The sequence below is a fragment of the Crenalkalicoccus roseus genome (assembly GCF_004761865.1).
Classification (GTDB): Bacteria; Pseudomonadota; Alphaproteobacteria; order Acetobacterales; family Acetobacteraceae; genus Crenalkalicoccus; species Crenalkalicoccus roseus.
In genome coordinates, this window is sequence record NZ_SJDM01000018.1 from 38,446 (window position 1) to 65,332 (window position 26,887).

The 26,887-nt window shown below is 73.6% G+C and carries 27 protein-coding genes; 9 read left to right on the forward strand and 18 right to left on the reverse strand.

Features of this window, described 5'->3' with window-relative positions; genetic code table 11:
- From pcaB to pcaDC, 4 genes are read right to left on the reverse strand one after another with little or no spacing between them, the layout of a single operon-like run.
- Positions 1-1,350: a 3-carboxy-cis,cis-muconate cycloisomerase gene (gene pcaB / locus ET526_RS12920; RefSeq protein ID WP_135468123.1), complete on the reverse strand. Its 1,350-nt coding sequence runs from the start codon at positions 1,348-1,350 to the stop codon at positions 1-3.
- A gap of 4 nt (positions 1,351-1,354) precedes the next feature.
- Positions 1,355-1,894 carry a protocatechuate 3,4-dioxygenase subunit alpha gene (gene pcaG / locus ET526_RS12925; protein WP_135468124.1) on the reverse strand — a complete coding sequence of 180 codons (540 nt, stop codon included), beginning with the start codon at positions 1,892-1,894 and terminating at the stop codon, positions 1,355-1,357.
- Positions 1,891-2,598 carry a protocatechuate 3,4-dioxygenase subunit beta gene (gene pcaH, locus ET526_RS12930; protein ID WP_135468125.1) on the reverse strand — a complete coding sequence of 236 codons (708 nt, stop codon included), beginning with the start codon at positions 2,596-2,598 and terminating at the stop codon, positions 1,891-1,893. The genes pcaG and pcaH overlap by 4 nt, the downstream gene beginning before the upstream one ends.
- Complete coding sequence (pcaDC, locus tag ET526_RS12935) at positions 2,595-3,749, reverse strand: bifunctional 3-oxoadipate enol-lactonase/4-carboxymuconolactone decarboxylase PcaDC (protein WP_135468126.1); 1,155 nt, start codon at positions 3,747-3,749, stop codon at positions 2,595-2,597. Before pcaDC ends, pcaH begins: the two co-directional genes overlap by 4 nt.
- Before the next feature lie 224 nt (positions 3,750-3,973).
- Between pcaDC and ET526_RS12940 the strand changes: the two genes are divergently transcribed.
- The 4 genes from ET526_RS12940 to ET526_RS12955 all read left to right on the forward strand — a co-directional run bounded on the left by ET526_RS12940 (position 3,974) and on the right by ET526_RS12955 (position 8,763).
- On the forward strand, positions 3,974-5,083 hold the full coding sequence (locus ET526_RS12940) for an amidohydrolase family protein (protein WP_135468127.1): 1,110 nt from the start codon (positions 3,974-3,976) through the stop codon (positions 5,081-5,083).
- Entirely contained in the window at positions 5,080-6,186 is a 1,107-nt protein-coding gene (locus ET526_RS12945; RefSeq protein ID WP_204623618.1) for an amidohydrolase family protein, read from the forward strand. Before ET526_RS12940 ends, ET526_RS12945 begins: the two co-directional genes overlap by 4 nt.
- A 26-nt stretch (positions 6,187-6,212) precedes the next feature.
- The gene (locus ET526_RS12950; protein ID WP_135468128.1) at positions 6,213-7,415 is read left to right on the forward strand and encodes a CaiB/BaiF CoA transferase family protein; all 1,203 of its coding nucleotides are present in this window, start codon (positions 6,213-6,215) and stop codon (positions 7,413-7,415) included.
- A 64-nt stretch (positions 7,416-7,479) separates the two neighbouring features.
- Complete coding sequence (locus ET526_RS12955; RefSeq protein WP_135468129.1) at positions 7,480-8,763, forward strand: phospholipase D-like domain-containing protein; 1,284 nt, start codon at positions 7,480-7,482, stop codon at positions 8,761-8,763.
- Positions 8,764-8,842: 79 nt separating this feature from the next.
- On the opposite strand, the gene ET526_RS12960 is transcribed toward ET526_RS12955, so the two are convergent.
- The 10 genes from ET526_RS12960 to ET526_RS13005 all read right to left on the reverse strand — a co-directional run bounded on the left by ET526_RS12960 (position 8,843) and on the right by ET526_RS13005 (position 16,991).
- A complete protein-coding gene (locus ET526_RS12960; RefSeq protein ID WP_135468130.1) occupies positions 8,843-9,592 on the reverse strand; it encodes a sulfite exporter TauE/SafE family protein in 750 nt (249 codons plus the stop codon).
- 11 nt (positions 9,593-9,603) lie between these two features.
- Entirely contained in the window at positions 9,604-10,965 is a 1,362-nt protein-coding gene (locus tag ET526_RS12965) for a hypothetical protein (protein WP_240048381.1), read from the reverse strand.
- A gap of 10 nt (positions 10,966-10,975) precedes the next feature.
- On the reverse strand, positions 10,976-11,338 hold the full coding sequence (locus tag ET526_RS12970; protein ID WP_135468131.1) for a VOC family protein: 363 nt from the start codon (positions 11,336-11,338) through the stop codon (positions 10,976-10,978).
- Positions 11,335-11,811 (reverse strand): molybdenum cofactor biosynthesis protein MoaE, encoded by a 477-nt coding sequence (locus tag ET526_RS12975; RefSeq protein WP_135468132.1) that lies wholly within the window; start codon positions 11,809-11,811, stop codon positions 11,335-11,337. The genes ET526_RS12970 and ET526_RS12975 overlap by 4 nt, the downstream gene beginning before the upstream one ends.
- Entirely contained in the window at positions 11,808-12,059 is a 252-nt protein-coding gene (gene moaD / locus ET526_RS12980; RefSeq protein WP_135468133.1) for a molybdopterin converting factor subunit 1, read from the reverse strand. The genes ET526_RS12975 and moaD overlap by 4 nt, the downstream gene beginning before the upstream one ends.
- 13 nt (positions 12,060-12,072) lie before the next feature.
- The gene (locus tag ET526_RS12985) at positions 12,073-12,720 is read right to left on the reverse strand and encodes a hypothetical protein (RefSeq protein ID WP_135468134.1); all 648 of its coding nucleotides are present in this window, start codon (positions 12,718-12,720) and stop codon (positions 12,073-12,075) included.
- A gap of 77 nt (positions 12,721-12,797) precedes the next feature.
- Complete coding sequence (gene pgsA / locus ET526_RS12990; protein ID WP_135468135.1) at positions 12,798-13,412, reverse strand: CDP-diacylglycerol--glycerol-3-phosphate 3-phosphatidyltransferase; 615 nt, start codon at positions 13,410-13,412, stop codon at positions 12,798-12,800.
- Positions 13,413-13,557: 145 nt separating this feature from the next.
- Entirely contained in the window at positions 13,558-15,453 is a 1,896-nt protein-coding gene (uvrC, locus tag ET526_RS12995; RefSeq protein WP_135468136.1) for an excinuclease ABC subunit UvrC, read from the reverse strand.
- Between the two features lie 363 nt (positions 15,454-15,816).
- The gene (gene folB / locus ET526_RS13000) at positions 15,817-16,209 is read right to left on the reverse strand and encodes a dihydroneopterin aldolase (RefSeq protein WP_240048382.1); all 393 of its coding nucleotides are present in this window, start codon (positions 16,207-16,209) and stop codon (positions 15,817-15,819) included.
- Positions 16,206-16,991, reverse strand: coding sequence for an SDR family oxidoreductase (locus ET526_RS13005; RefSeq protein ID WP_135468138.1), 786 nt, complete (start codon positions 16,989-16,991; stop codon positions 16,206-16,208). The genes folB and ET526_RS13005 overlap by 4 nt, the downstream gene beginning before the upstream one ends.
- A gap of 196 nt (positions 16,992-17,187) precedes the next feature.
- On the opposite strand from ET526_RS13005, the gene ET526_RS13010 reads away from it, so the two are divergent.
- Both ET526_RS13010 and ET526_RS13015 read left to right on the forward strand, forming a co-directional pair.
- Positions 17,188-18,057, forward strand: coding sequence for an FkbM family methyltransferase (locus ET526_RS13010; RefSeq protein WP_135468139.1), 870 nt, complete (start codon positions 17,188-17,190; stop codon positions 18,055-18,057).
- A gap of 11 nt (positions 18,058-18,068) precedes the next feature.
- On the forward strand, positions 18,069-19,211 hold the full coding sequence (locus tag ET526_RS13015; protein WP_135468140.1) for a hypothetical protein: 1,143 nt from the start codon (positions 18,069-18,071) through the stop codon (positions 19,209-19,211).
- 10 nt (positions 19,212-19,221) lie between these two features.
- On the opposite strand, the gene uvrB is transcribed toward ET526_RS13015, so the two are convergent.
- From uvrB to ET526_RS13035, 4 genes are all read right to left on the reverse strand, one after another.
- Entirely contained in the window at positions 19,222-21,429 is a 2,208-nt protein-coding gene (uvrB, locus tag ET526_RS13020; RefSeq protein ID WP_135468141.1) for an excinuclease ABC subunit UvrB, read from the reverse strand.
- A 56-nt stretch (positions 21,430-21,485) separates the two neighbouring features.
- Positions 21,486-22,487, reverse strand: a complete 1,002-nt coding sequence (locus ET526_RS13025) for an MBL fold metallo-hydrolase (protein WP_135468142.1) — start codon at positions 22,485-22,487, stop codon at positions 21,486-21,488.
- A gap of 101 nt (positions 22,488-22,588) precedes the next feature.
- Positions 22,589-22,951, reverse strand: a complete 363-nt coding sequence (locus tag ET526_RS13030; RefSeq protein ID WP_135468143.1) for a hypothetical protein — start codon at positions 22,949-22,951, stop codon at positions 22,589-22,591.
- A gap of 77 nt (positions 22,952-23,028) precedes the next feature.
- Complete coding sequence (locus ET526_RS13035; protein ID WP_135468144.1) at positions 23,029-24,114, reverse strand: TRAP transporter substrate-binding protein; 1,086 nt, start codon at positions 24,112-24,114, stop codon at positions 23,029-23,031.
- Positions 24,115-24,245: 131 nt separating this feature from the next.
- On the opposite strand from ET526_RS13035, the gene ET526_RS13040 reads away from it, so the two are divergent.
- The 3 genes from ET526_RS13040 to ET526_RS21525 form a co-directional block, all read left to right on the forward strand.
- Positions 24,246-25,091, forward strand: coding sequence for an NAD-dependent epimerase/dehydratase family protein (locus ET526_RS13040; protein ID WP_135468145.1), 846 nt, complete (start codon positions 24,246-24,248; stop codon positions 25,089-25,091).
- Between the two features lie 82 nt (positions 25,092-25,173).
- Positions 25,174-26,064 (forward strand): aldose epimerase family protein, encoded by an 891-nt coding sequence (locus tag ET526_RS13045; RefSeq protein WP_240048383.1) that lies wholly within the window; start codon positions 25,174-25,176, stop codon positions 26,062-26,064.
- Between the two features lie 197 nt (positions 26,065-26,261).
- A partial coding sequence (locus ET526_RS21525; protein WP_192898691.1) for a DUF3140 domain-containing protein occupies positions 26,262-26,887 on the forward strand: 626 nt, incomplete at its 3' end.

Here is a 26,887-nt window from a genome sequence, read left to right on the forward strand (position 1 = left end):
TCAGCCCCGCAGCCGCGCCAGCACCCGGCCGATGAAGGCGTTCGCCGATCCGAGATAGGCGGCCGGATCGGTCAGCCGCGCCACCTCCTCCGCCGAAAGCCGCTCGGCGACGCGCGGCTCGCGCAGCAGCGCATCGGCGAGCGGCACGCCCTCCTCCCGCGCCACGTCGCAGGCGCGGTTGACGACATGGTGCGCCTCGCCGCGGCCGAGCGCCGGGGCGAGGCCCATCATCACCGCCTCGGCCACGATCAGCCCGCCGGTGGCGTCGAGGTTCCGGCGCATCCGCGCCGCGTCCACGACCAGACCCTCGGCGATGGTCCGCGCCTGCGCGAGCGCGCCATGCGTCAGCAGGAAGGCCTGGCCGAGCGCCAGAGGCTCGGCCTGCCAGGGGCCGGTGCCGCGCTCCAGATCCTGCGCCATGGCGGAGAGCACCTGCGGCACCAGCGCGTGCACGCCCCGCGCCTGGGCGAGCACGTATTCGCAGGCGATCGGGTTGCGCTTCTGCGGCATGGTGGAGGAGCCGCCGCGCCCCTCCTGGTGCGGTTCCGCCACCTCGGCCAGCTCGGTCTGCATCAGCAGCATGACGTCCGTGGCGAGTTTCGAGAGGCAGCCGCAGAGCAGGCCGAGCCAGCACACCGCCTCGGCGAGGCCGTCGCGCGCCACGTGCCAGGTGATGTCCGGCACCGCGAGGCCGAGCTCGCGCGCGAGCTCGGCCTGCACCGCCTCGCCCTGCGCGCCGAGCGAGGCGAGGGTGCCGGCGGCGCCGCCGAATTGCAGCCTCTCGACGCGCGGACGGAGCTGCGCGAGCCGCTCCCGCATCGTCAGCAGCGGCGAGAGCCAGACCGCGGCCTTGTAGCCGAAGGTGACGGGCAGGGCGTGCTGCAGATGCGTCCGCCCCGCCATCACCGTGCCGCGATGCGCCTGCGCGAGCCGCCCGAGCGCCGCGTTGAGGGAGGCGAGATCCTCGTCGAGCAGCGTCAGCGCCTCGCGCATCTGCAGCACCACGGCGGTGTCCATGATGTCCTGCGTGGTCGCGCCCCAATGCGTCCACCGCCCCGCCTCCGGCCCGGCGAGGGCGGAGAGCTGCCGCACCAGCCCGACCACCGGATAGCCGGTGTTGCGGGTGGCCGCGGCGAGCGCGGCGAGGTCCAGCCGCTCCACCCGCGCCGCCTCGGCGATGGCGCGTGCCGCCGCCTCGGGCACGATGCCGAGCCGCGCCTGGGCGCGGGCGAGCGCCGCCTCCACATCCAGCATGCGCTGCAGGAAGGCGCGCTCGCCCATCACCGCGCGCATCGCGTCGGTGCCGTAGAGGGCGCCGAGCACCGGCGCGTCGGCGGGGTTCACCGGCATGGGCTCAGACCTCCAGGAACACCGTCTCGCCCTCGCCCTGCAGGCGGATGTCGAGGCGCCATTCCCCGCCGCCCGCGGGCTGCGCGATCAGCGTGGCGCGGCGTTCCGGCTCGGCGGCGGAGAGCACCGGATCGGTCTCGTTCAGCGGCTCTCCCGCGAAGTAGAGGCGGGTGACGAGCTGCCTCAGCAGCCCGCGGGCGAAGAGGCTGAGCGTGACGTGCGGCGCCTGCACGGCGTTGCCGCGGCCGCGCACCGGGCCCGGCCTGAGGGTGACGAAGCGGAACCGCCCCTCCGCGTCGGTGGCGCAGCGGCCGAAGCCGTGGAAGGCGCCGCCATACTCCCCATCCGGCCCGGCCTGCCACAGCTCCACCATCACGTCGGGGCAGGGGGCGCCGTCGCCGTCGGTGACGCGGCCGGTCAGCAGGATGCGCTCCCCCGCGAGGCCGGCATTGGGGCCGTCCTCGCGCAGCAGGTCGGCCCATTCGGGAAAGTCGATCAGGTGCCAGTAGGGGCCGGCGGTCTGGCTCGGCGTCGCGGCGCTCATGCCGCGTCCTCCATCGGCGTCGCCTCGCGCCCGCGCAGCACGATGTCGAAGCGGTAGCCGAGCGCCCATTCCGGCTCGGTGACGTCGAGGTCGAAGCGCGCCACCAGGCGCTGCCGCGCCGCCGGGTCGGGGATGCTGTTGAAGATCGGGTCGAGCGGCAGCAGCGGGTCGCCGGGGAAGTACATCTGCGTGATCAGCCGCTGCGCGAAGCCGGCGCCGAACAGGCTGAAATGGATGTGCACCGGCCGCCAGGCGTTGTGGTGGTTGCGCCAGGGATAGGCGCCGGGGCGGATGGTGGTGAAGCGGTACCGGCCCTCCGCGTCGGCGAAGACGCGGCCCTGGCCGCGGAAATTGGGGTCGAGCGGCGCGTCGTGCGTGTCGCCGGGGTGGTGGTAGCGGCCGGCGGCGTTGGCCTGCCAGACCTCCACCATCGCCCCGCGCACCGGGCGGCCCTCCTCGTCGAGGACGCGGCCGGCGACGATGATGCGCTCGCCCAGCCCCTCCCGCCCCTCCAGCTTCGAGAGGTCGGCGTGGGGCGGGTAGCGGGCGGGGTCCATCCGCGGCGCGCTCACCTCCGTCGGCGTGTGCGGGACGCGCAGCAGCGGACGCGTCGGATGGCGCCGGCGCGTGCTGCCATAGTCCGGCGCGTCGTAGGGCGGCTGGGTGCCGGGGGCGGGAAGGCGGTAGCCGGCCGGGTCGCTCATGCGTCCTCCATCTCCCGAAGCGTGTCCTTGGCCACGCGCAGCGCGGCGTTCGCCGCCGGAACGCCGGCATAGGCGGCGACCTGCAGCAGCGCCTCGCCCATCTCCTCCACCGTCACGCCGGTGTTGCGCGTGGCGCGCACATGCAGGCGAAGCTCCTCGTGGTGGCCGAGCGCGGCCAGCATCGCGAGGCAGAGCAGGCTGCGGTCGCGGTGCGACAGGCCCGGGCGCGTCCACACCCTTCCCCAGACGCCTTCCAGGATGAAGTCGCGGAACGGCGCGTCGAGCGCGGTGACCGCGGCGTCGGACCGCTCGACATGCGCCGCGCCGAGCACCTGCCGCCGCACCGCCATGCCGGCCTCGGCGGTGTCGGCGGGCAGGGCGGTGACCAGCTTCATGTGCGCGAGGATGGCGGCGGTGAAGGCCTGCTCACGCTCGAAATTCGGGATGTGCGCCGCCTCCGCGATGGTGACCAGGCGGCTGTCCGGGATCGCCTCGTGGATCGCCTGCGCCGCGGAGGGGGGCGTGGAAACGTCGCGGTCCCCGACGACGATGGTGGTGGGGCAGCGGATCCGCCCCAGGATCTCCTCCTTGCGGCAGTCGCGCAGCGCCGCGGCGCAGCCGAGCCAGCCGACGGGATCGGTGCGGAGCAGCATGCGCCGCAGTCCGTGCGAGGAGGCGAGGGACTGGTCCAGCACCCAGCGGCCCATGGTGGCCTCCGCGATCGCGGGAATGCCGCCCCGCTCCACCGCCGCGATGCGTTCCTGCCAGGTCTCGGCCGGCTGGAACTCCAGCGCCGTGTCGCAGGGCATCAGCGAGAGCACGCGGCTCGGCGCCCGCGCCGCCATTCCCATGGCGATGCGCCCGCCGATCGAGACGCCACCGACATGCGCCTCCCGCACCCCGAGCGCGTCCAGCAGGCCGAGCGCGTCCTGGACCAGCTGCTCCATGCGGTAGGGGCCGGGCGGCGCGTCGGTCAGGCCGTGGCCGCGCATGTCCATGCGGATCACCCGGAAGCGCCTGCTCAGGGCCGCCGCCTGCGGGTCCCACATGTGCAGCGTGGTGCCGAGCGAGTGCAGCAGCAGCACCGCCGGCGCGGTCGCCGGCCCCTCGACCTGGGCGTGGATCACGATGTCGCCGACATGGCAGAACATGGACAATGCTTCTCCCCGCGCGCGCCTGCGGCCGCGGGGCCGGGGCGGCGCGCCTGACCTGGCCTTTCGCCGGACACTCGCGCGGCGTGCCGCGGCGGTCAACGGCTTCGCCGCGGCCGCCTCGGGCCTCCGCCGCCGGGCGGCTGCGGGTTGACCGTGTCCGGCCCCGGGGGCAGGCTCGACCACTGGCGGCCCCGCCGCGCACCGGCGCGAGGAGACAGCGCATGGCCCCCTTTGGCATGGCGCCGATCGACTGCGACCTGCACCCGGCCCTTCCCGGCTGCATGGCGTTGCTCCCCTACCTCGACGACCACTGGCGGGAGGTGATCACGGGCCGTGGCCTTGACGATCTCGACCTGGCGCTGTGGCCGCGCGGCGCGCCGCTGACGGCGCGGCCCGACTGGCGGCCGGAGAAGGGGTTGGCAGGCGGCACGCTGGAGGCGCTGCGGCGCCAGGCGCTGGAGCCCTTCGGCTCCGAGATCGCCATCTGCAACTCCCTGTTCGGCGCGCCCGCCCTGCACAACGTGGACATGGCCGCCGCACTCTGCCGCGCCGCCAACGACTGGCTGGCCGCCGAATGGCTGGACCGCGAGCCGCGCCTGCGCGCCGGCATCCTGGTGCCGGTGGACAGCCCCGAACTGGCGGTGGAGGAGATCGAGCGCTTGGCGCCGGACCGCCGCTTCGTGCAGGTGCTGATGCTCGGCGCGGGGGAGACGCTGCTCGGCCGGCGCGCGAACTGGCCGATCTACGCCGCGGCGGAGCGGCATGGGCTGCCCATCGCCCTGCAGGTGAGCAGCGGTACGCGCTTCTCGCCCACCGCCAATGGCTGGCCCACCTATCTGATCGAGGACCACGTCGCCTTCGCCCAGACCTTCCAGAGCCAGCTCCTCAGCCTGATCGCGGAGGGGGCGTTCACCAAATTTCCCCGGCTGAAGGTGGTGCTGCTCGGCGCCGGCATCGGCTGGGTGCCGAATTTCCTCTGGCGCGGGGTGAAGATGTGGCGCGCCCTGCGCAAGGAGATCCCCTGGGTGGACCGCAGCCCGGCGGAGATCTTCCGCGAGCAGGTGCGCCTCTCCATCCAGCCCGCCGACGCGCCGGAGGAGCCGGACGACCTCGCCGCGCTGCTCGACATGATCGGCAGCGAGGAGGTGCTGCTCTTCGCCACCGACTGGCCGCACTGGCGCTTCGACGGCACGGAGGCGCTGCCGCGCGGCCTGCCGGAGCGGCTGCTGCCGCGCCTGCTGCGCGGCAATGCGCTGGATACCTATCCGAGGCTGCGCCCGCCCGAGGGCGCGTCCCGGCCGGCCCCAACCGCGAGGGAGACGGTGCAGTGAGCGCGACGACTCTTCCCCGGCCCGAGACCGCGGCGCAGGCGAGGCTGCGCCTGGTGGACTGCGACATCCATCCGGCCATGCGCTCCGGCGCCGAGCTCGACCGCTGGCTGCCGGAGCGCTGGCGGCGGCACCGGCGCGAGTACGGGCTGCGGCTGCGCCAGCCCTTCACCGCCACCTACCCCTATCCGAAGGCGACGCCGGCGCTGTCGCGGCGCGACAGCTGGCCGCCGAATGGCGGGCCGCCCGGCAGCGACCTAGACTTCATGCGCGCCCAGCACCTCGACCCGCACGATATCGAGTACGGGATGCTGCAGCCGCTCTCGGTACGCGGCATGGATGAGCGCGTGCCGGGCTTCGCCGAGGCCGTCTCGCGCGCCGTCAACGAGTGGCAGCGCGAGGACTGGACCAGCCGCGACCCGCGCCTCAGGGGCACCATCGCCGTCCCGGGCGAGGACGCGGCGGCGGCGGTGCGGGAGATCGAGCGCTGGGCCGGGCAGCCGGACTTCGTGCAGGTCTCCCTGGTGACGCGGGCGCTAGAGCCGCTCGGGCGGCAGCGCTACTGGCCGATCTACGAGGCGGCGGAGCATCACGGCCTGCCGCTCGGCCTGCACACCCTCGGCACCAGCGGGCATTCGGTGGCCGGCGGCGGCTGGCCCTCCTTCTACTTCGAGGAGCACCAGGCGGTGGCCATGTCGCTCGCCGCCATGTGCGCGAGCTTCATCCTGGAAGGCGTGGCGGAGCGCTTCCCGAGGCTGAAATTCGTCATCATCGAGGGCGGCTTCGGATGGGTGCCCTCGCTCGGCTGGCGCATGGACAGCCACTGGAAGGCGCTGCGCTCCGAGGTGCCGCACCTGCGCAGGAAGCCCTCCGAATACCTGAAGTCGCAATTCTGGTTCACCACCCAGCCCGTGGAGGAGCCGGAGAACCCGGAGCACCTGCGCCGGCTGATCGGCTGGATCGGCTGGGACCGGCTGCTCTTCGCCTCGGACTACCCGCACTGGGATTCCGACGATCCCCGCTACGCCTTCAAGTGCCGGATGAGCGAGGCCGAGCGCCGGGCCATCCTTTCCGCAAACGCGCGGGCGGTGTACGGGCTCGCCTGACGCGCCGCCACCGAAGGGAAGACGGAATGCCGGGACCGCTCGCGGGCATCCGCGTGCTCGACCTCACCACCGTGCTGGTCGGGCCCTACTGCACCCAGCTTCTCGCCGAGATGGGCGCCGAGGTGACGAAGGTGGAGCCGCCCGAGGGCGACGTGGTCCGTCTGATCGGGCCGGAACGGCACCCCGGCATGGGCGGCATGTTCCTCACCATCAACCGCGGCAAGCGCAGCATCGCCCTCGACCTCAAGCGCCCGGAGGGGCGGGAGGTGCTGCTGCGCCTCGCCCGCGGCGCGGACGTGCTGGTGACCAACATCCGTCCGAAGGCGATGGCGCGGCTCGGCCTCGACTACGAGGCGGTGCGGCAGGCCAATCCGCGGATCGTCTATGCGGCCGTGCTCGGCTACGGCCAGGATGGCCCCTATGCCCCGAAGCCGGCCTATGACGACCTGATGCAGGGCGCGGCGCTGATCGCCGGCCTCTTCGCCCGCGCCACGGATGGCGAGCCGCGCTACGCGCCCCTGGCCATGGCGGACCGCATCACCGGCCTGATGATGGCCAACGCCATCAATGCCGCGCTGCTGTGGCGGGAGCGCCATGGCGAGGGGCAGCTCGTCGAGGTCCCGATGTTCGAGACGATGCTGACCTTCGTCCTCGGCGACCACCTGGGCGGCAAGGTGTACGACCCGCCGCTCGACGGCGGTGGGTACCAGCGCCACCTCTCGCCGGACCGGAAGCCGTACCGCACCAGGGACGGCTACATCTGCACCATGATCTACAACGACCGGCAGTGGCGGAATTTCTGCAAGGCCGTCGGCTGGCCGGACCTGGTCAGCGAGGATCCCCGCTTCGCGAGCCACGCCACCCGCACGCGGCACATCGACGAGATCCTGGCTTTGCTGTCCGACCTGTTCCTGACGCGCACCACGGCGGAGTGGATGGAGATCCTCGAACAGGCCGACCTGCCGGTGACGCCGGTGCACACGCTGGACAGCATCTTCGACGACCCGCATGTGCGGGCCACCGGCTTCTTCGAGACGGAGGAGCACCCGACCGAGGGCCGCCTCCGCCGCATGGCGGTACCGATGCGCTTCTCCGCCAGCACGCCAGGCGAGCGCCGCCCCGCGCCGCGCCTCGGCGAGCAGAGCGCCGAGATCCTGCGCGAGGCGGGCTATGCGGAGGCGGAGATCGCGGCGCTGCTCGCCGGCGGGGCGGTGCGCGGACCCGGCTGAGCGGGAACCCCGCGGTCGCCGGCCCGTAGTAGCTGCGAAACTTCCGGGACGGCAGGGGGCGGCAATGGCGCGGCGATGGCGATGGCTGGGCTGGGTGCTGGGCACCGCGCTGGCCTCCGTCGTGGCGACGCTGCTCGTCCTCAACATCCTGCCCGCGCGACGCGACCTGCAATACCTGCTGGACCACCGCCACGGCGCGGCGGAGGAGGCGTTCCGCCGCCAGATGAGCGGCGTGCTCTCCGCCGCGATCCTGGAAGGCAACCGGGTCGAGACCCTGGTGAACGGCGACCGCATCTTCCCCGCCATGCTGGGGGCGATCGGCGCCGCCTCGGACTCCATCAACTTCGAGACCTATGTCTACTGGTCCGGCGAGATCGCGGGGCGCTTCGCCGAGGCGCTGGCGGAGCGTGCCCGGGCCGGCGTCGCCGTGCGCGTGCTGCTCGACTGGCAGGGCAGCGTGCCGATGGACCGCGACCTGCTCGCGCTGATGCGCGAGGCCGGCGCCGATGTGCGGCGCTTCCGCCGCCCGCGCTGGTACACGCTCGACCGCATGAACAACCGCACCCACCGCAAGCTGCTGATCGTGGACGGGGCCGTGGGCTTCACCGGCGGCGTCGGCATCGCCGACAAGTGGCTGGGCGACGCGCGCCACGAGGGGGAGTGGCGGGAGAACCACTACCGCATCACCGGGCCGGTGGTGGCGCAGCTCCAGGCCGCCTTCATCGAGAACTGGCTGGAGGCGGTCGGGAGGTTGCCCGCCGAGGCCAGCCAGTTCCCGCCGCTCGGTCCGGTCGGGGACTCACCCGCGCATGTGATGAAGAGCGCGCCGCTCGGCGGCAGCACGGCGATGCACCTGATGTTCATGATGGCGATCGCCGCGGCGGAGCGCCACATCCGCATCGGCATGCCCTACTTCGTGCCGGACGATCTTTCCATCCGCCACCTCGTCGCGGCGCGGGCGCGCGGGGTGGAGGTGGACGTGATCGTGCCGGGGGAACACATGGACAAGGAGTTCGTCCGCCGCGCCTCGCGCCACTTCTGGGGGGCGATGCTGGAAGCCGGGGTGCGGATCCACGAATACCAGCCGACCATGTACCACCTGAAGCTGCTGGTCGTCGACGAGGCCTGGGCCTCGGTCGGCTCCGTCAATTTCGACGAGCGCTCCTTCCGCCTGAACGACGAGGCCAACCTGAACGTCTATGATCCTGCCTTCGTGCGGGAGCAGATCGCGCTGTTCGAGCAGGACCTCGCCAGGTCCCGGCGCATCACGCTGGAGGAGTGGCGCAACCGCGGCTGGCGCAAGAAAGTATCGGATTGGGTGCTGAGCTTCCTCAGGCCGCAGCTTTAGAGCAGATCGCAGAGGGCCGAATCGGCCGGGAGCGTGCCTCCGCTCCCCAGGCAACGGGCCGGAGGCACCGGCGGCCGCCTCACGCCAGGTTGCGCGCCACCAGATACAGGCCGAGCACCAGCAGGCACACCTGCACCACCCGCCGGAACGCCGCCTCCGACAGCGCCCCGCGCACCCGCCGCCCCACCGCCATGCCGAGGAAGGCGGGCGCCATCACCGCCACCGAGGCGAGGCCGAGCTCCGGCGGCAGCAGCCCCTGCCCGGCCATGCTCACCGCCAGCACCAGTGTCGCCACCACCGCCCCCAGCGCGAAGGCCTGCACGAACATGTCGGGGGAGAGGCGCAGCGCCGCCAGCCAGGGCGCGGCCGGCACCATGAAGCTGCCGGTCAGCCCCGCCACCGCGCCCGAGGCGCCGCCCATCACCGGCGACAGCCAGCGCTCCGCCCGCGGCGGCGGCATCGGCCAGCGCGGCCCGAGCAGCGCCAGCAGCGAGGAGGCGGCCAGCAGCAGGCCAAGGAACCCGGCGAGCAGCGCCGCATCGGCGCGCGCGAGCTGCCCCGCCGCGGCGAAGGTGCAGACCGCCGCCGCCAGCAAAAAGCCGCCGAAGCGCCGCAGCGTCGGGCCGAGTGCGCCGCTGCCGAAGGCCTGCCAGATGTTGGTGGCGAGCGTCGGCAGCAGCACGAGGGGGATCGCCTCCGGCAGCGGCCGGGTCAGCGCCAGCAGGCCGAGGCTCACCGTCGGCAGGCCGAAGCCGGCGATGCCCTTGATCAGCCCCGCCAGGGTGAAGATGCCGAACACCAGCGCGGCGTCGAGGAGGTCGAGGCCCATGCGGCGCCCTCCTACCGCGCCGCGCGCGGCGATGGTGCGGCGCGGAACGAAACGGCGCGGCGCGGGGTCCAGGCGAGCAGGGCGGCGAGCGGCAGCAGCCAGGCGATGCGCGCCCCGTAGCGGTCGTGCGGTCCGCTCAGCGCGCCGGTGACGGCGGCGTTGGCGAGGAGGCCAGCCAGCACGCAGAGCGCCAGGCCGAGGCGCCGTCCATCCCCCGCCCGCGCCGCCCGCCAGGCGGCAAGCAGGGTGCCGAGCGCGCCGAGCAGCAGCGCCGGCCCATGCGGCGCGAGGAAGAGCGCCGCCGTCTGCGGCAGCGCTCCGCGCGCCTGCAGCGAGGCGGCGAAGCGCCGCCGCTCCGCCTCGGGGAAGCCGCGCGCGAGCTGCCCGCCCACCTGCACCGCCAGGTGGTCCGGCACCAGCGTATCCCCCACCCGCGCCATGGCGAGCTGGCGCAGCGTGTTCGCCGCCGCGGCGCGCAGCACGGCGAGCGGCTCGCGCCGCAGCGTCTCGGCGACGATGGCCCGCGCCTCCGGGGCGAGGCTGATCGGCCCACCGGGCCGCGCGTCATCCGCGCGCGGCGCCCAGACCGGGCCGTCGCCGTCCCAGAGGAAGGCGTCGGAATCCGTCGGCAGCCGTCCCGTCCAGCGGCAGAGGTGCCAGCCCGCCTCCGGGCAGCGCGCCTCGATGGTGCGCGCGGCTGGCCCGTCCGCCACCAGCCGCGCCAGGGCGAAGACCGCGCCATAGGGGGAGATGGCGAGGCGCCCGTGTACGGCGAGGTTGGTCGCCAGCAGCACGGCCACGCCGGCCAGCACGGGCACCGCCGCGGCCAGCGCCGGCCGCCAGGCGCGGCGCAGCGCCAGCACCACCGCCACCAGCGCCACCGCCACCGGCAGGTGGGAGAGATGCGCCGAGACCGAGAGCGCCGCCACCGCGCCGAGGCCGAGCCGCTCCCACCGCGAGAGGCGCTCCTCTGCGAAGCCGAGCAGGAACAGCGCCAGCACCAGGGCCGGCGCCAGCAGGTCCGGCATCAGCAGCGCCGCGAACCAGGGGGCGGCGGTGAGGGCGGCGAGCCCGGCGCAGAGCAGAAGATGGCGCCCCGGCTCCGCCTCTCCCCGGAGCGCCCGCTGCGCCAGCCACAGCAGCCAGGAGAGCAGCATCCCCTGCGCCAGCGCTGGCAGCCACAAGGTCAGGCGCCAGTGGAAGGCGTGCAGCACCGGGCCGTAGACATAGGGCTTGTCCCAGATCGGCCAGGCCATCAGGGTCTGCGCGAGGAAGGCGCCGGTGTCGCTGAACAGCAGCGGGTAGCCGTTCAGCGCTGCGGGCCAGAGCAGCAGCGCCGCCCCCCCGAGGAGCGCCAGCAGGCGGCGGATCATGGTGCGCGGGTCACGGCGCGGCGAAGAGTTCGAGCACGTTGCCCTCCGGGTCGGCGACGCGCAGGCGCCGCGGCGGCGTTCCGCCCGGCCCCGGCGCCTCCAGCACCGCGACGCGGGTCGTCATCATCCGCCGGTGCCAGCGGTCCAGCTCCTCCTCCGGCACGGGCAGGGCCAGCAGCACCCCACCGCCGCCCGAAGGGGCGGAGAGGGGAAACAGCGCGTCGCCCCGTGCCCGCAGCACCAGCTCCACCGCGCCGAGCAGGAAGCCATAGGGTCCCGCGGGCGGCAGGCCCAGGATGCGGCCGTAGAAGTCGTGCAGCCGGGGCGGGTCGTGGCAGGGCAGCTCCACCCGCGCAAGGGCGCCGGGGTTCACGCCGGGGCAGCCGGGCGGCTCTCCTCCCAGCGGGCGGCGGAGACCTCGTCCTCGGCCTTCGCCTCCACCCAGCGGGTCTCGCCGGAGGCGAATTCCTCCCGCTTCCAGAAGGGGGCCCTGGTCTTCAGCCAGTCGATCAGGAAGGCGCAGCTCTCAAGCGCGGCGGCACGGTGCGAGGAGGCGGTGAGCACGAGCACGATCGGCTCGCCCGGGCGCAGCCGGCCGTGGCGGTGGATCACGGTGCAGCCGGCGAGCGGCCAGCGGGCACAGGCCTCGGCGGCGATGCGGGCGATGGCGCGCTCCGTCATGCCGGGATAGTGCTCGAGCACCATCGCCTCCAGCCCGTCATCGGCGCGGCACACGCCGAGGAAGCTGGCGATGCCGCCGATGTCGGTGCGCCCGCCGAGCAGCGCCGCGGTCTCCGCGGCCGGGTCGAAGGGCGCCTCCTGCACCCGCACGCGCGGCGCGGTCATCCGCCGGTCACCGGGGGGAAGAAGGCGACCTCGTCGCCCGGGCCGACGTGCCGGTCCGGTGTGGCGAAGTCCTGGTTGACCGCGGCGCGGATGGCGCGCGCCTCGGCGAAAGCGGCGGCATGGCCGGGGCTGCGGCCGGCGAGCCAGCGCATCAGCCCGGCGACGTCCGTCACCTCCGGGGGCGGCGCCACCTCCTCCTCGGCCACGCCGACCTTCTGCCGCACCCAGGAGAAATAGAGCACCCGCATCCGTCCGGCCTCCTCAGCGCGCCGGCACCGCCGGCTCGGGCGGGCGGTCCGGCGGGAAGGCGACGGCGCGCTCGCCGTCGCGGTGGATCACGCCGGTGCGACCCTGCGGATCCACGTAGCTCTGCACCCGATCCGTGCCGCCGGTGGTCACCACGGGCCCGTTCGGGGTCATCAGCACCCGCCCGTCGGCCCGCGGCGGCGGCCGCTCCGGCAGCGGCGCGGGCGGCGGCAGCGGGGCGACCGCGCGCGGCGGCAGAGGCTGGTCCGGCGGCGGCGGGGGCAGGGAGGAGCTGCCGCGCACCTGGCCGGGCCGGCGAGGCGGGGGCGGCTCCAGGGGCGGCAGCGGGTCGCGCTGCGCCGGCCGGTAGTCCGGGATGCCGCGCAGCGCCGCGTCCGGGTTGGCGAGGGTGGCGCGCGGCGGCAGCTCGCCCGGCCAGACATCGCCCGGCTCGGGCAGCAGCGGCGCGAGCGCCACCGGCTCGCCGCGCAGCCGCGCGACGGTGGTGCTGGCGGAGAGGATCTCGGGCGGGCTTCCGCCCCAGGCAGGGCCGAAGACGCCGCCCGCCCGCAGGTGGTTGGCCGAGGTGGTGAACGGCCCCTCTCCCCCCTGACAGCCGCCGAGCAGCACCAGCAGGCCGAGCGCCGCCACGCCCCCCGCCATGCTCCGGCCACTCCGAGTCCGTTCCATCGCCTGCTCCCGCGAAGCTGCTTGGAAGATGCGCCGCCCGGTGGCGCGGCTCAAGGCCGCACCGCCGGGTGGGACCGGGTGCCGGGCTTGCCGGTGTCGTGCCCGGCATGCCGCAGCCCCGCCTGCAGGTAGTCCCAGCCGGTGATCAGGGTCAGCACCGCCGCGATCCAGAGCATCGCCTCGCCGATGAAGGATACGGGCAGGAAGGGGAGGCCGAGCGCCGCCGCCGCCGTGTCGCCGGCGAGCAGCGTGCCGAGCGCGCCCATCTGGAAGCCGGTCTTCCACTTGGCCAGCCGTGTCACCGGCAGGCTCACCTTCAGCCCGGCGAGATATTCGCGCAGGCCCGAGACCAGGATCTCGCGCAGCAGGATGACGATGGCGGGGTAGAGCGCGGCGGCGGAGAGGCGCTCCATCCCCGCCAGCAGCATCAGCGCCGCCCCGACCAGCAGCTTGTCCGCGATCGGGTCCAGCATGCGGCCGAAGCCGCTGACCATCTGGCGCTCGCGCGCGATCTTGCCGTCGAAGTAGTCGGTGATGGCGGCGGCGGAGAACACCGCGCAGGCCGCGACATCCGCCCAGGGATGGCGCAGCGCCACCAGCGCCACCAGCAGCGGGATGGCAGCGATGCGCGAGAGGGTGAGCAGGTTGGGCAGGTCGGTCGGCATTGTCTCGGGCGAAGGGGGTCCCTGGTTCGGACCCCCAACCTACAGCACTTCGGGGGATCATGCTTCCGCCCCTTGCTGAGGGGGTGGCTGATCCGCCGCCCGGGTGCCAGGGGAGGTTCCGGCCGGGAGGGCCCGGCGCCCGGCGTCACTCCTGCGAGGGGAGGGCGCCGGGGTGGAAATGCTCGTGGATGCGCCGGGCGAGGCCCCGGCCGATGCCGGGGCAGTTCTCCAGATCCTCGATCCCCGCCTGGCGCACGCCGCGGGCGGAGCCGAAATGGTGCAGCAGGCGCCGCTTGGTGGCGGCGCCGACGCCTGGGATGTCGTCCAGCTCCGAGCGCGTCAGCGTCTTCGACCGCCCGGCGCGGTGGGCGGAGACGGCGAAGCGGTGCGCCTCGTCGCGCAGCCGTTGCAGGTAGTAGAGCACCGGGTCGCGTGGCGGGAGCTGGAAGGGCTCGCGGCCGGCGCGGTGGAACCACTCCCGCCCCGCGTCGCGGTCCGGCCCCTTGGCGACGGCGACCAGCGGGATGTCATCGCAGCCGAGCTCGGCCAGCACCTCCCGCGCGGCGTTGAGCTGCCCGGCGCCGCCGTCGATCAGCACGAGGTCGGGCCAGGTGCCGCTCTCCCGCTCCGGATCCTCGCGCAGCGCGCGGCCGAAGCGGCGCTCGAACACCTCGCGCATCATGGCGAAATCGTCCCCGGGGGCGACCGGGCCGCGGATGGCGAATTTGCGGTAGGCCTGCCTGAGGAAGCCGGAGGGTCCGGCGGCGATCATCACCCCATAGGGGCTGGCGCCCTGGATGTGGCTGTTGTCATAGACCTCGATCCGCTCCGGGGGCGCGGGCAGGTCGAGGAGGCGGGCCACGCCCTGCAACAGCGCCTGCTGCGCCGTGCCCTCGGCGAGCTTCCGCTCCAGCGCCTCGCGCGCATTGGTCTCGGCGTGCTCCACCGCCGCCCGCTTGTCGCCGCGCTGCGGGCGGTGGATCTCCACCCTGCGCCCGGCCTTGAGGGAGAGCGCCTGCGCGATCAGCTCGCGCTGCGGCGGATCGTGGCTGACCAGGATGAGGGGCGGCGGCGGCAGGTCGTCGTAGAGCTGGGCGAGGAAGGCGCCGAGCACCTGCTCCGGCCCCTGCTCCTGGCGCGCATGGCTGAGGAAGAAGGGGCGGTTGCCGTTGTTGCGCCCGCCGCGGAAGAAGAACACCTGCACGCAGGACTGGCCGGCGGCCTGATGCAGCGCCACCACGTCGGCATCGCCGAGCCCCTCGATGTTGATGCGGTCGCGGCCCTGCACATGGGTCAGCCCCCTGATGCGGTCCCGCAGCGCCGCGGCGCGCTCGAATTCCAGCCGCTCCGCCGCCGCCTCCATCTCCCGCGCCAGGTCCTTCTGGATGGAGGGCGTCTCTCCGGAGAGGAACTGCTTCGCCTGGGCGACCAGCCCGGCATAGTCCTCCCGCGAGATGCGGCCGACGCAGGGGGCGGAGCAGCGCCTGATCTGGTAGAGCAGGCAGGGACGGTCGCGGCTGTCGAACACCGTGTCGCGGCAGGAGCGGAGCAGGAACACGCGCTGCAGCGCCGTCAGCGTCTGGTTCACCGCCCAGGCGGAGGCGAAGGGCCCCCAGTAGCTCGCACCCCTGCGCCGCTCCCCGCGATGCTTGGCGATCTGCGGGAAGGGGTGATCCTCCGTCAGCACCAGCCAGGGATAGGATTTGTCGTCGCGCAGGACGATGTTGTAGCGCGGGCGCAGGCGCTTGATCAGATTGGCCTCGAGCAGCAGCGCCTCGGCCTCGTTCGCGGTGGTGATGACCTCGAGGCTGCGCGTCTCGTGCACCATGCGGCGCAGCCGCTCGGGCAGGCGGGCGGGGCGGGTGTAGGTGGCGACGCGCCGCTTGAGCGCCCGGGCCTTGCCGACGTAGAGGGCATCTCCCTTGGCGTCGAGCATGCGGTAGACGCCGGGCGAGAGGGGGAGGGTCGCCAGCGCACGCTCGATCACGCGCGCGCCCTCCATGGCCGGGACGCCGGCGGCCTCGGTCTCGGCTTCGCTCATGACCAGGGAATTAGGGCCGATCGGGGGTGGCTGGAATCAGGCCGGCCCGGAAATCCGCGGCGGAAGGGACGTGGCCTATCCCCCGCGGAACGTTGCCGCCGGGAGGGCGGCGCCCTCCGGAAGCTTGGCCGGCTTTGCTGCAAACCCTGTGGACAAGTCTGTGGAAGGACTGCGCCGTGGAGGGGGAAAACCGCTGACGCTGGCGGGCATCCGCCGTCCCGCGCGCCCCGCGCTGCCCTTCATGGCTTTGATTAAGAAAGGATTTTTGCGTGCTTCGGACATTCGCCGGGGGAGGGTGCAGGAGATGCGTCACGTCCTCTCAAAATCGTGATGGCGGTGGACAAAGTAAACGACGAAACCATTTCAGCGCCGTGTCCGTTCGATGACGACCCCGACGCTCGTCGCATCCGGGAAGGCGTCCGGCTTCTCCACCGTCACCCGCACCCGCTGCACCCGCGGATCGGCCAGCTCGGCCTCCGCGATCCGTTCGGCCAGCGTCTCGACCAGCAGCGTGTGGCCCGCCGCCGCCACCGCCCGCGCCGTGCGCACCGTCCGCTCGTAATCCACGACGCGGCGCAGGTCGTCGCGGCCGATGCCGTGCGGCGCCGCCTCGTCCTCCACCGCCAGCTCCACGCTCAGGATCACCCGCTGCGGCCTGGCCTTCTCGTGCGGATGCACGCCGAGCCGCGCCTCGACCACGAGACCGCGCACGAAGACCAGCCGCAGCCGCCGCTCGGCATCCGGGGCGAGGCTCATTCGGCGAGCGGCTCCCCGCCGCGGGCGGGCGACCATTGCAGATGCTGGCCGCCGTCGAGCGCGATCATCTGCCCCGTCATGGAGGGAAGGGCGAGGATGGCGAGCGCGGCGCGCGCCACCTCCTCCGGCCCCGTGCCGCGCCGCAGCGGCACCGAGGCGCATTGCCGGGCGAACTGCTCCGCGCTCTGCCGCGCGCTCGGCAGCGCCGGGCCGGGGCCGATGCCGCAGACCCGGATGCGCGGCGCGAGCGCCAGCGCCAGGCTCCGCGTCAGCGCCCAGAGCCCCGCCTTGGCGACGGTGTAGGAGACGAAATGCGGCGTCAGCGACCAGACCCGCTGGTCGAGCATGTTGATCACCACCCCCTCCGCCGCCTCGGGCAGGTGCCGGGCGAAGGCCTGGGTCAGCACGAAGGGGGCGCGCAGGTTCGGCTCGATATGCCGGTCCCAGCTTTCCCGCGTGGCGTCGTGCCATTCGTCGCGCTCGAAGCGCGAGGCATTGTTCACCAGCACCCCGAGCGGCCCGAGCGCCGCCGTCGCCGCCGGCAGCAGCGCCGCCGTCTCGGACTCCCGCCCGAGATCGGCGCGCAGGGGAACGGCGCGCCGCCCGAGGGCGCGGATGGCCTGCGCCGTCTCCTCGGCCTCCGCCGCGCTGTCGCCGTAATGCACGGCGAGATCGAACCCGGCCTCCGCCAGCGCCAGGGCGATGGCGCGGCCGAGCCGCTTCGCCCCCCCGGTGACGAGGGCGGCGCGGGGGATGGAGGCGGGGATCGGCGGCTCCGGCATGCGGGCGGTCTAGACGCCGCCGCCGCCGCCGTCCACCGGGCTGGCACCCCCGCCGGCCGGGTCGCGCTCCGCCAGGCGAATCCGGCCCGCCGGCGGAAGCAAGGTTGCCTGCGGGGGAGGATGCAACCTATGGTGGCTCTGCCTCCGCTGGCCTTCGCCCGGATGCGGGATTCGCGCGCGGTATTTCAGGGTGGACATGAGCCTCACACATCGCCTCGACATCGTCACCACCGCCCAGCTCCGCGACCTCAGGGACCGCGTGGCGGCCGAGGGGCTGATGCGGGCGCGCTGCATGGTCGTGCCGGTGGACGCGCAGACGGCGCTCTGCCGGGTCCTCGGCCGCTACAAGATGTATGTGGACCTGCGGGACACCGGCTTCGTCCCGCACCTGATGTTCGAGGGCTACTGGGAATACTGGCTGACCGACTTCATGTGGCGGAACGTGAGGCCGGGCCAGGTGGCGCTCGACCTCGGCGCCAACCACGGATACTACACCATCCTGCTGGCCGACCTGGTGGGGGCGGAGGGCGCGGTGCACGCCTTCGAGCCGAATCCGCGCCTGGCCGAGCTCCTGCGGCTGAACGTCTCGGTGAACGGCTTCTGGCACGTGGCGCGGGTGCATGCCGCCGCGGTGGCGGACCGGGCGGGCGTGCTGCCCTTCCTGGTGCCGCTGCGCGATCCCAAGAACGCCTGCCTGGTCGAGCCGGGCCAGGCTGCGCGGGAGCTCGACCCGGCGCTCTTCGCGCGGCACGAGGTTCCGGCTCTCACCCTCGACGAGGCCGTCCCGGGCCGCGCGGATTTCGTGAAGATCGACGTCGAGGGCGCTGAGGAGGCGGTGTGGCGCGGGATGCAGCGGCTCATCGCCCGCAGTCCCGGCATCGGCATCCTGATGGAGTTCAACCCGCACCGCTGTCGCGATCCGCGCGCCATCCTGGCCGAAATGGCGGCCCGTTTCCCGCTGCGCGAGGTGGGCTTCGACGGCCTCGCCGTGCCCTGCGACCCGGCGCAGGTGCTGGAACGGCGGGAGGACACGATCCTCTACCTCTCCGAAGACGATCCCGCCTGAGGCCGGCGCCCATGCTCTACCTGCTGCACATCCCCAAGACCGGGGGGCAGACCCTGGCGACGCGCCTGGCCAGCGCCTTCGCGCCGGGCCGCACCAGCATCATGCAGGCCGACATCCACAGCGCGGAAGAACTGGCGGAGCTCGCGGCCTCCTTCGACTTCTTCGAGGGGCACCCGGCGGGCTCCGTCCTCGCCAAGCGCCCGGCCGGGCTCAAGGTGATCTCGGCGGTGCGCGACCCGGTGGAGCAGGTGATCTCGCATTACCGCCACATCCTGCGCGCGCCGGCCCTGCCCCTGCACAAGGCAGCACAGGCGCTTTCCCCCACCGCCTTCATGGACAGATTCTCCCATGTGATGTTCAACTTCCAGTCCCGCTGCCTGATCCGAGCCTTCCACGGCGCCTCGCCGCAGGAGCGGATCCGTGGCGAGGAGCTGTGGCTGCTCCGCCACCTTGAGACGGTGGCAGAGCAGGTGGACCGGCTGCTGCCGACCGAGCGGATCGACGAGTTCTGCCTGCTCTGGAGCCTGGAGACGGGGCGGGCGCTGCGTGGCGCCGACATTCGGATCAACGAGGGCAGGAGCGACGAGGTGGACATGGCGGCGCTGCGTGCCTGGCTGCGCGCCCGGCCCGAGCGCTTCGCCGTGGACAGCCTGCTGTGGCAGCTCGCGCAGCGGCGCTACGCCGAATGGCGCGAGCGCCTGCTCGGCGCCGACCGGACGAGCGGCGAGCCTGCGCCCGCCACCCTCGCCTGGTCGGAGGGCGAGGCCGCGATCTGGCTGACGCGGGATTGGCACCCGCCGGCCCGGCGCGCCGATGGCGTGGTGGAGTGGTGGGCGGGGCCGGGATTCGCCCCCGAGATCCGCCTCCGCCCCGCTGGCCGGCGCCTGCTGCGCTTCGAGGCGCTGACCTTCCTCGGCGTGCGCTGGGACCGCATCCGCCTGCTGCGCCGGCCCGACCTCGCGGCGCTGCGCATCGCCGGCAAGCCGGACCCGGCGGCCAAGGTGGTCCGCTTCGAGGCCGAGCTTCCCGCCGACGCCAAGGGGGTGGAGCTTTGCCTGTTCTCGCCCGAGGACACGCAGGTGCTGCCGCCCGTGCCGCTCGCCTTCCAGGTTCCGCGCCGCGGCTTCGCCACGCAGAATTGGGGGCTGGCATGACGGCGCGGCCTCAGCGCCCCCGGCGCCCGCCGCGGCGCCTGCCCGGCTCGTAACCCCCGCCCCCCGGGCCGAGCGGCTTCGGCGCCCACTCCTTCCGCGCCGCGCGCGGCGTGCTGTCGCGCAGGCTGCGCCCGGCGGGGTTCGGCTGCAGCGCCGCGGGCGCGAGGCCGAGATCGAGCGCCTCCAGCCGCTTGATCTCGTCTCGCAGCCGCGCCGCCTCCTCGAACTCCAGGTCGGCGGCGGCGGCGCGCATGCGCTTCTCGAGCTCGGCGATGGTGGCGCGCAGGTCCTTGCCGACGAACTCGGCGGCGTCGCCCGCGCCCTCCACCGCCTCCACCGTGACGTAATCCTGCTCGTACACGCTCTGCAGCACGTCGGCGATGTCGCGGCGGATGCTCTGCGGCGTGATGCCGTGCGCCTCGTTCCAGGCGAGCTGCTTGGCGCGGCGCCGCTCCGTCTCCTCCAGCGCGCGGCGCAGGCTGTCGGTCATGGTGTCGGCGTAGAGGATCACCCGCCCCTCGGCGTTGCGCGCGGCGCGGCCGATGGTCTGGATCAGCGAGGTGGTGGAGCGCAGGAACCCCTCCTTGTCCGCGTCCAGGATCGCCACCAGCACGCATTCGGGGATGTCGAGCCCCTCGCGCAGCAGGTTGATGCCGACGAGGACGTCGAACACGCCCTTGCGCAGGTCGCGGATGATCTCGATGCGCTCCAGCGTCTCCACGTCCGAGTGCAGGTAGCGCACGCGGATGCCGGCCTCGGTCATGTATTCGGTAAGGTCCTCGGCCATGCGCTTGGTCAGCGTCGTCACCAGCACGCGGCCGCCGCGCCGCACCGCCTCGCGGCACTCGGCCAGCAGGTCGTCCACCTGGCCCTCCACGGGGCGCACCTCGGTCACCGGGTCCACCAGCCCGGTCGGGCGGATCACCTGCTCGACGAAGACGCCGCCCGTGCGCTCCATCTCCCACGGTCCGGGGGTGGCGGAGACAAAGATCGTCTGCGGGCGGTAGGCGTCCCATTCCTCGAACTTCAGCGGCCGGTTGTCCACGCAGGAAGGCAGGCGGAAGCCGAACTCGGCGAGGACGGATTTGCGGTTGAAGTCGCCGCGGAACATGCCGCCGATCTGCGGCACGGTGACGTGGCTCTCGTCCACGATCAGCAGCGCGTTCTCCGGCAGGTACTCAAACAGGGTGGGCGGCGGCTCGCCGGGGTTGCGGCCGGTCAGGTAGCGCGAGTAGTTCTCGATGCCTTTGCAGCTTCCCGTCGTCTCCAGCATCTCGATGTCGAAGACGGTGCGCTGCTCCAGCCGCTGCGCCTCCAGCAGCTTGCCCTCGGCCTCCAGCTCCGCCAGGCGCCGCTTCAGCTCCTCCTTGATGCCGCGGATCGCCTGCTGCAGCGTCGGGCGCGGCGTGACGTAGTGGCTGTTGGCGTAGATCGCCACGCGCTCCATCTCCGCCGTCGTCTCGCCGGTGAGCGGATCGAACTCGCGGATGCCGTCCACCTCGTCCCCGAACAGGGAGATGCGCCAGGCGCGGTCTTCGAGATGGCTGGGCCAGATGTCCACCGTCTCGCCGCGGATGCGGAAGGTGCCGCGCGCGAAGAAGCTGTCGTTGCGGCGGTACTGCTGCTCGACCAGGCCGCGCACCAGCGCGTCGCGCTCGATCCGCCCGCCGCGCTCGAGCTTCACCACCATGCGCGAGTAGGTCTCGACCGAGCCGATGCCGTAGATGCAGGAGACCGAGGCGACGATCACCACGTCGTTGCGCTCGAGCAGCGCCTGCGTCGCGGAGTGGCGCATGCGGTCGATCTGCTCGTTGATCTGCGCGTCCTTCTCGATGTAGGTGTCGGTGCGCGGGACGTAGGCCTCCGGCTGGTAGTAGTCGTAGTAGGAGACGAAATACTCCACCGCGTTCTCCGGAAAGAAGGACTTCATCTCCCCGTAGAGCTGCGCCGCCAGCGTCTTGTTCGGGGCCAGGATTAGGGTCGGCCGCTGCACCGCCTCGATCACCTTGGCCATGGTGAAGGTCTTACCCGAGCCGGTGACGCCGAGCAGCACCTGGTCGCGCTCCCCACCGCGCAGCCCCTCGGCCAGATCGCGGATCGCGGCCGGCTGGTCGCCGCTCGGCGCGAAGGGCGAGACGACGGAGAGGCGCCGCGTCGGGGGCGGGGCCTCGCGCTTCTGCGGGAAGAACAGGACGGGGGCGGGGGCGAGCAGGTTCATCGCAGCCGCCTATGTGGGGCCGCCCGGTGCCGGCGTCGAGCGGCCCCGGCGCGGGGTCAGACCGGCGCCACGGCGGTGACGTTCATCGGCGCCGGCACCCAGGCGAAGCCCTCGCCCTCCCGCACCACATGGCCGAGGCCCGGCCAGGGGAAGTGGTAGGAGAGCACCGCGTGCCGGTCGGCGGCCAGCCGGTCCAGCATGCGCATCCGCGTCTGCGCCGACTGCTTGGGATCGGTGTCGTAGGCGAACTCCCAGGCCGGGCGGCGCAGCAGCAGGATGTGGTGATGGGCGAGGTCCCCGGTGTTCACCATCACCCGCCCACCGGAGGAGATGGCATAGACCATGTGGCCCACGGTGTGGCCCGGCGTGGCGATGGCGGTGACGCCGGGCGCCACCTCCTGCCCGTCGCGCGCCATCACCAGGCGGTCGCGATAGGCGCCGAGGTTCTTCTTGGCGCCGTCGATGAAGGGGCCCATGAAGTCCGGGCCGCGCTTGTTGGCGTCGTCGGTCCAGAAGTTCAGGTCGGCCTCGCTGATCGCCACCTGGGCGTTGGGGAAGACGCGGTTGCCCTGCGCGTCCACGAGCCCCCAGCAATGGTCGCAATGGGCGTGGGTCAGCGCCACCAGGTCCACCTGTTCGGGCTGGTAGCCGGCGGCGCGCAGGTTCGCCACCAGCCGCCCGGTCTGCGGGCCGAACATCCGGCTCGCCGGGCCCATGCTCTCGCCCATGCCGGTGTCGAACAGGATGAGCTGGCGGCCGGTGTTCACCACCAGCGCATTCTGCTCGAGGTTGGCGGCATCCGGCGGCAGGAAGGCGCCGCGCATCAGGCTGGCGATCTCCTCGGGCGGGGCGGTGGGGAAGGCGGGCTCCGGCCGGCCGAGGGGCAGCAGCCCGTCCGAGATCGCCGTGGCCTCGAACTCGCCGACGCGGAAGCGATGCCAGGCGGGCGGCAGGTCGTCCCGCATCGGGGCGGCGGCCCGCGCCGCGCCGCCCGGCAGCAGCGGCAGGGCGGCCGCGGCAGCGCCCGCGCGCAGCAGCATCCGACGATCGAGCTTCATGGCAGTCTCCTCCATCCCGGCCGCCTGGCGCGGCCGGGGCGGAGGCTAGCAGCGTCGGGCGGCAGCGGGCATGACAAGATGCTCACGCCGCCCGCGCAACGTCACCGCCGGCGGCTCAGCAGGCTGATCACGGCAATGGTGGCGAGGGTGGCGATCCCGAGCGCGAGCAGCGGCCGCGCCCGCGCCGATTCGCGCAGGTAGTCGGCGGCGTGGATCGCCCGCTCCCGTCCCTCCTCGGCGTAGTCGCGCGCCGTGTCGCCGATCCGGTGGGCATAGCGCCGGCCGCGCGGGGCGATGTCCCGCTCCACCAGGTCCTCGAGCTGCGACCACAGGCGGCGCAGCTCGCGCCGCGTGTCGCGGCCGGTGCGGCGCAGCCGCCGCGAGGCGGCGTGCCCGTAGTCCTCGGCCGTGTCGTGCAGATCTTCCACATGCCGGCGCAGCGTCGCCAGGAACCCATCCGCCATGGCACCGTCTCCCTCGCTGGTGTCGCCGCCTCAACGACCGGCGGGGCCGGCGGTTCTCGCCGCCCCGCCCTGGCCGCTCAGCGCTGGGCGGCGGCGGTGAAGGCGAAATTGGCGTAGCTCGCCTCGGCGATGCGGAACCACTGGAACTGGTCGTCCCGGAACGGCCGGTAGCTTTCCCAGACCTTGCGGAAGCGGGCGCTGCGGGAGGCGTGCTCCTCCAGCAGCTCGTGCCCGACGCGCCAGGCGGCCTGCATCACCTCCCGCGGCCAGGCGCGGAGCTGCGCGCCCGCCCCGACCAGGCGGCGCAGCGCCTGCGGGTTGGCCGCGTCGTAGCGGGCGACCATCTCGATCTCGACCTCGGCGCAGGCCACCTGCAGCGCGGCGCGGTACGCATCGGGCAGCGCGTCCCAGGCGCGCCGGTTGACCAGCAGGTGCCCGCGCGCGCAGGGCTCCCAGAAGCCCGGCGCGTAGTAGTAGCGGGCGACGCGGTGGAAGCCGAGCTTCTCGTCGTCATAGGGGCCGACCCACTCGGCGGCGTCGATCACCCCGCGCTCCAGTGCCGGATAGACGTCCGAGCCGGCGATCAGGGCGGGGGAGGCGCCGAGGCGCTGGAAGATCTGCCCGCCCATGCCGGCGATGCGGAATTTCAGGCCCCCGACATCGGCCAGGCTGCGGATCTCGCCGCGGAACCAGCCGCCCATCTGCGCGCCGGTGTCGCCGCAGGGCAGGCCGACGCAGTTGAACTCGGCGAGGATCTCGGCGCAGAGCTCGTTGCCGCCGCCGCGCCGCATCCAGGCGGTCTGCTGGCGGAAATTGCCGCCGAAGGGGATGGAGGTGAAGAAGGTCAGCGCCGGCTCCTTGCCGATGTACCAGTAGAGCGGCGTCTGCCCGCACTCGATGGTGCCGTTCTGCACCGCGTCCAGCACCTGCAGCGCCGGCACGATCTCCCCGGCTGGGAAGGCGCGGATCTGGAAGCGGCCCTCGGTCAGCTCGGCCGCCCGCCGCGCCACGTGCTCGGCGCCGAAGAACAGGATGTCGAGGGGGCGGGGGAAGCTGCTCGCCAGGCGCCAGCGCACCTCCGGGCTCTGGGTCTGCGCGATGGCCGGCGCGGCCAGGGCCACGGGCGCGGCGGCGGCCGCCCCCATCAGCTGCCTTCGGTGCATGGGTTTCCTCACCCCTGTGGTTGGTTGGCGCCAGGATGCGCAAGGCGGCGGGGGCGGGCAACCGGTCCCGCGCCCTTCCCGGGGCGGGCCCGGCTGCGCCACACTTGCGCCATGGCAGGGAGGATACCCGCATGCCCGACATCCCGGCGAAGCCCGTGCTGCTGACCGGCGCCTCGGGCGCCCTCGGCCGCGTGCTGGCGCGCGAGCTCGCCGCCGCGGGCTGGACGCTGCGGCTGACCGACATCGCCCCCTTCCCCGATCCGCTGCCGCCGCGCGCCCGCTTCGTCCGCGCCGACCTCGAGGACGGGGTGGCCATCCTCCGCCAGGCCGAGGGATGCGGGGCCATCCTGCATTTCGGGGGCACGAGCGTGGAGCAGCCCTTCGAGGCGGTGGCCGGCCCCAACCTGCGCGGCCTCTACCATATCTATGAGGCGGCGCGGCGCGAGCGGGCCAGGGTGGTGTTCGCCAGCAGCAACCACGCCATCGGCTTCCATGAGCGGCCCGGCGAGGGCGAGGCGCGGCTCGACGCCGACTGCGCCTTCCGCCCCGACGGCTATTACGGCCTGTCCAAGGCCTATGGCGAGCTGATGGGCCGGCTCTACTGGGACAAGCACGGGGTGGAGAACGTGAACCTCCGCATCGGCTCCTGCTTCCCCCGGCCGAGCAACGCGCGGATGCTGGCCACCTGGCTCTCCTACGCCGACCTGGTGCGGCTCTGCGCCGCGGCGGTGATGGCGCCGCGCACCGGGCATTGCGTGATCTGGGCCTGCTCGGCCAACCCCGCGAGCTTCTGGGGGCGCGACCACCGCGAGCGCATCGGCTGGCAGCCCCGGGATTCCGCCGAGCCCTTCCGCGCCGAGCTCGCGGGCGCGGTCTCCGGCGATCCGGTGGAGGAGCGCTACCAGGGCGGCAGCTACTGCGCCATGGAGTACTCGCGCGACCGTCCCTCGCCGCGCGACCCCTTCGCGCCCGACTGAGCGCGGGCTCCGGCCGCCAAAATGCGGTCATGCTGTTCGGCCATTGCTCGTCGCCGATCCCGCGGGGGAAGGAGGGCGCGCCTTGGACCTGCCCGTCGCCGAACAGCACATGGTCGAACTCGCCGCCGGCGACTGGGCGGCGCGCCTGCTGCCCGCGCAGGGCGGCGCCTGCGCGCGCCTCGCCTGGCGGGGGCATGAGCTGCTGGCGCCGCTGCCCGAGGGCGCGGACCCGAACCTCGCCTTCTGCGGCGCCTTCGTCATGGCGCCCTGGGCCAACCGGCTGGATGAGGGAAGGGTGCCGGTCGCCGGCGCGATGCACCGCGTGCCGGTCAATCGCCCGGAGGATGGCACGGCGATCCATGGCCTCGCGCGCGACCGGCCGTGGCGGGTCGCGCACCTCGCGGCCGGGGAGGCGGAGCTCGTGCAGGCGCTCGACGGCCCGGCCTGCGCGCCGCCGCTGCCCTGGCGCTACCTGGCGCGCCTGTCGCTGCGGCTGGAACCGGAGGCTGCGACGCTCGACCTCAGCCTCACCAACACCGACGCCGCGCCCTTCGCCTTCGGCCTCGGCTGGCACCCCTTCTTCCTGCGCCCGCCCGGAACGCGGCTCCGCTTCCGCGCCGGGGCGCTGCTCGCGCGCGATGCGCGCCACCTGCCGGTCGCCGCGCAGGACAGCGGCGGCGTGGACGGCGACGAGAGCGCCTATGAGGGGCTGGACACGCATTTCGCGGGCTGGGACGGCACGGCGGAGATCCTGCGCCCCGAGCTGCGCCTGGTGATGGCGGCGGAGGGCGCCTGGGCGCGCAACCTCCAGGTCTTCGCGCCGGCGGGCGGCAACGTGCTCTGCGTCGAACCGGTGAGCCACGTGCCGGACGCGCCGAACCGGCCCGCGCTCGCCGCCCTCGGCGCGATGACGCTGCTCGCGCCCCGTGCGCGACTCGCGGCGCGGCTGGTGATCCGCGCGGAGCGTCCCTGAACGGGGCGCACGACCGCGCGCGACGGAACGCGGGATGTTGAAGGCGCGCGGGAACGCGCGAGGCGTGCTGACGTTGCAGGCCGGAAGCGCAACGCAGTAGGAAGCGCGATGCGCGCCGCTGCGGAGCGCGCTGGCCCCATGCGGCACCGCCGCACCGCATGCGGATGCGCGGCGCCGCAGAGGAGGGAGGGAAGGAGATGAGCGACAGCGATTTTCGCGACGATGAGGGGGCGGAGGAGCGGGCGTTCCGCCAGCTCGTGAACATGTCCGCCGAGGAACTCCGCAGCTGGCTCGACAGCCCGTCGAGCTGGTCCGTCGGCTGGACGCCGGATGGCGAGGAGGAGGCGGTCGGGCACCGCTCCGGCCGGCGGATCCTCGAACTCCTGGAGGCCGGCGAGATGCAGCCGCGATCCGAGGAGGAACGCGACTTCATGCGCCGGGCCGTCGGCTTCATCCGTCGGCACCTCGCACAGCGACCGGAAGGCGACATCGTGGACACGCGGTGGCGCTATGCCCTGATGAACTGGGGACATGATCCCCTCAAGGAGGAGAGCGCAGCCACCATGCAGGAAGAAGAGACGCAAGGCATGCAGGAACAGCCCGAGGCCGGGGAGGCCGAGCAGGCCAGGAAGCCGGCGCGGAAGGGTCGCGGCACCGCCACCCGGTCCTCCCGCGGCGCCGGCACGGCCAGGCGCGGCGGCGCCAGCCGCACCGCCGCCGCGGCGGCGCAGGAGGAGGGCGCGACCACCCGGCGCGGGCGCGGCACCGCCAGCCGCAGCGGCACCAAGCGCGCCACCTCCGCCGCCACCAAGCGCAGCAGCAG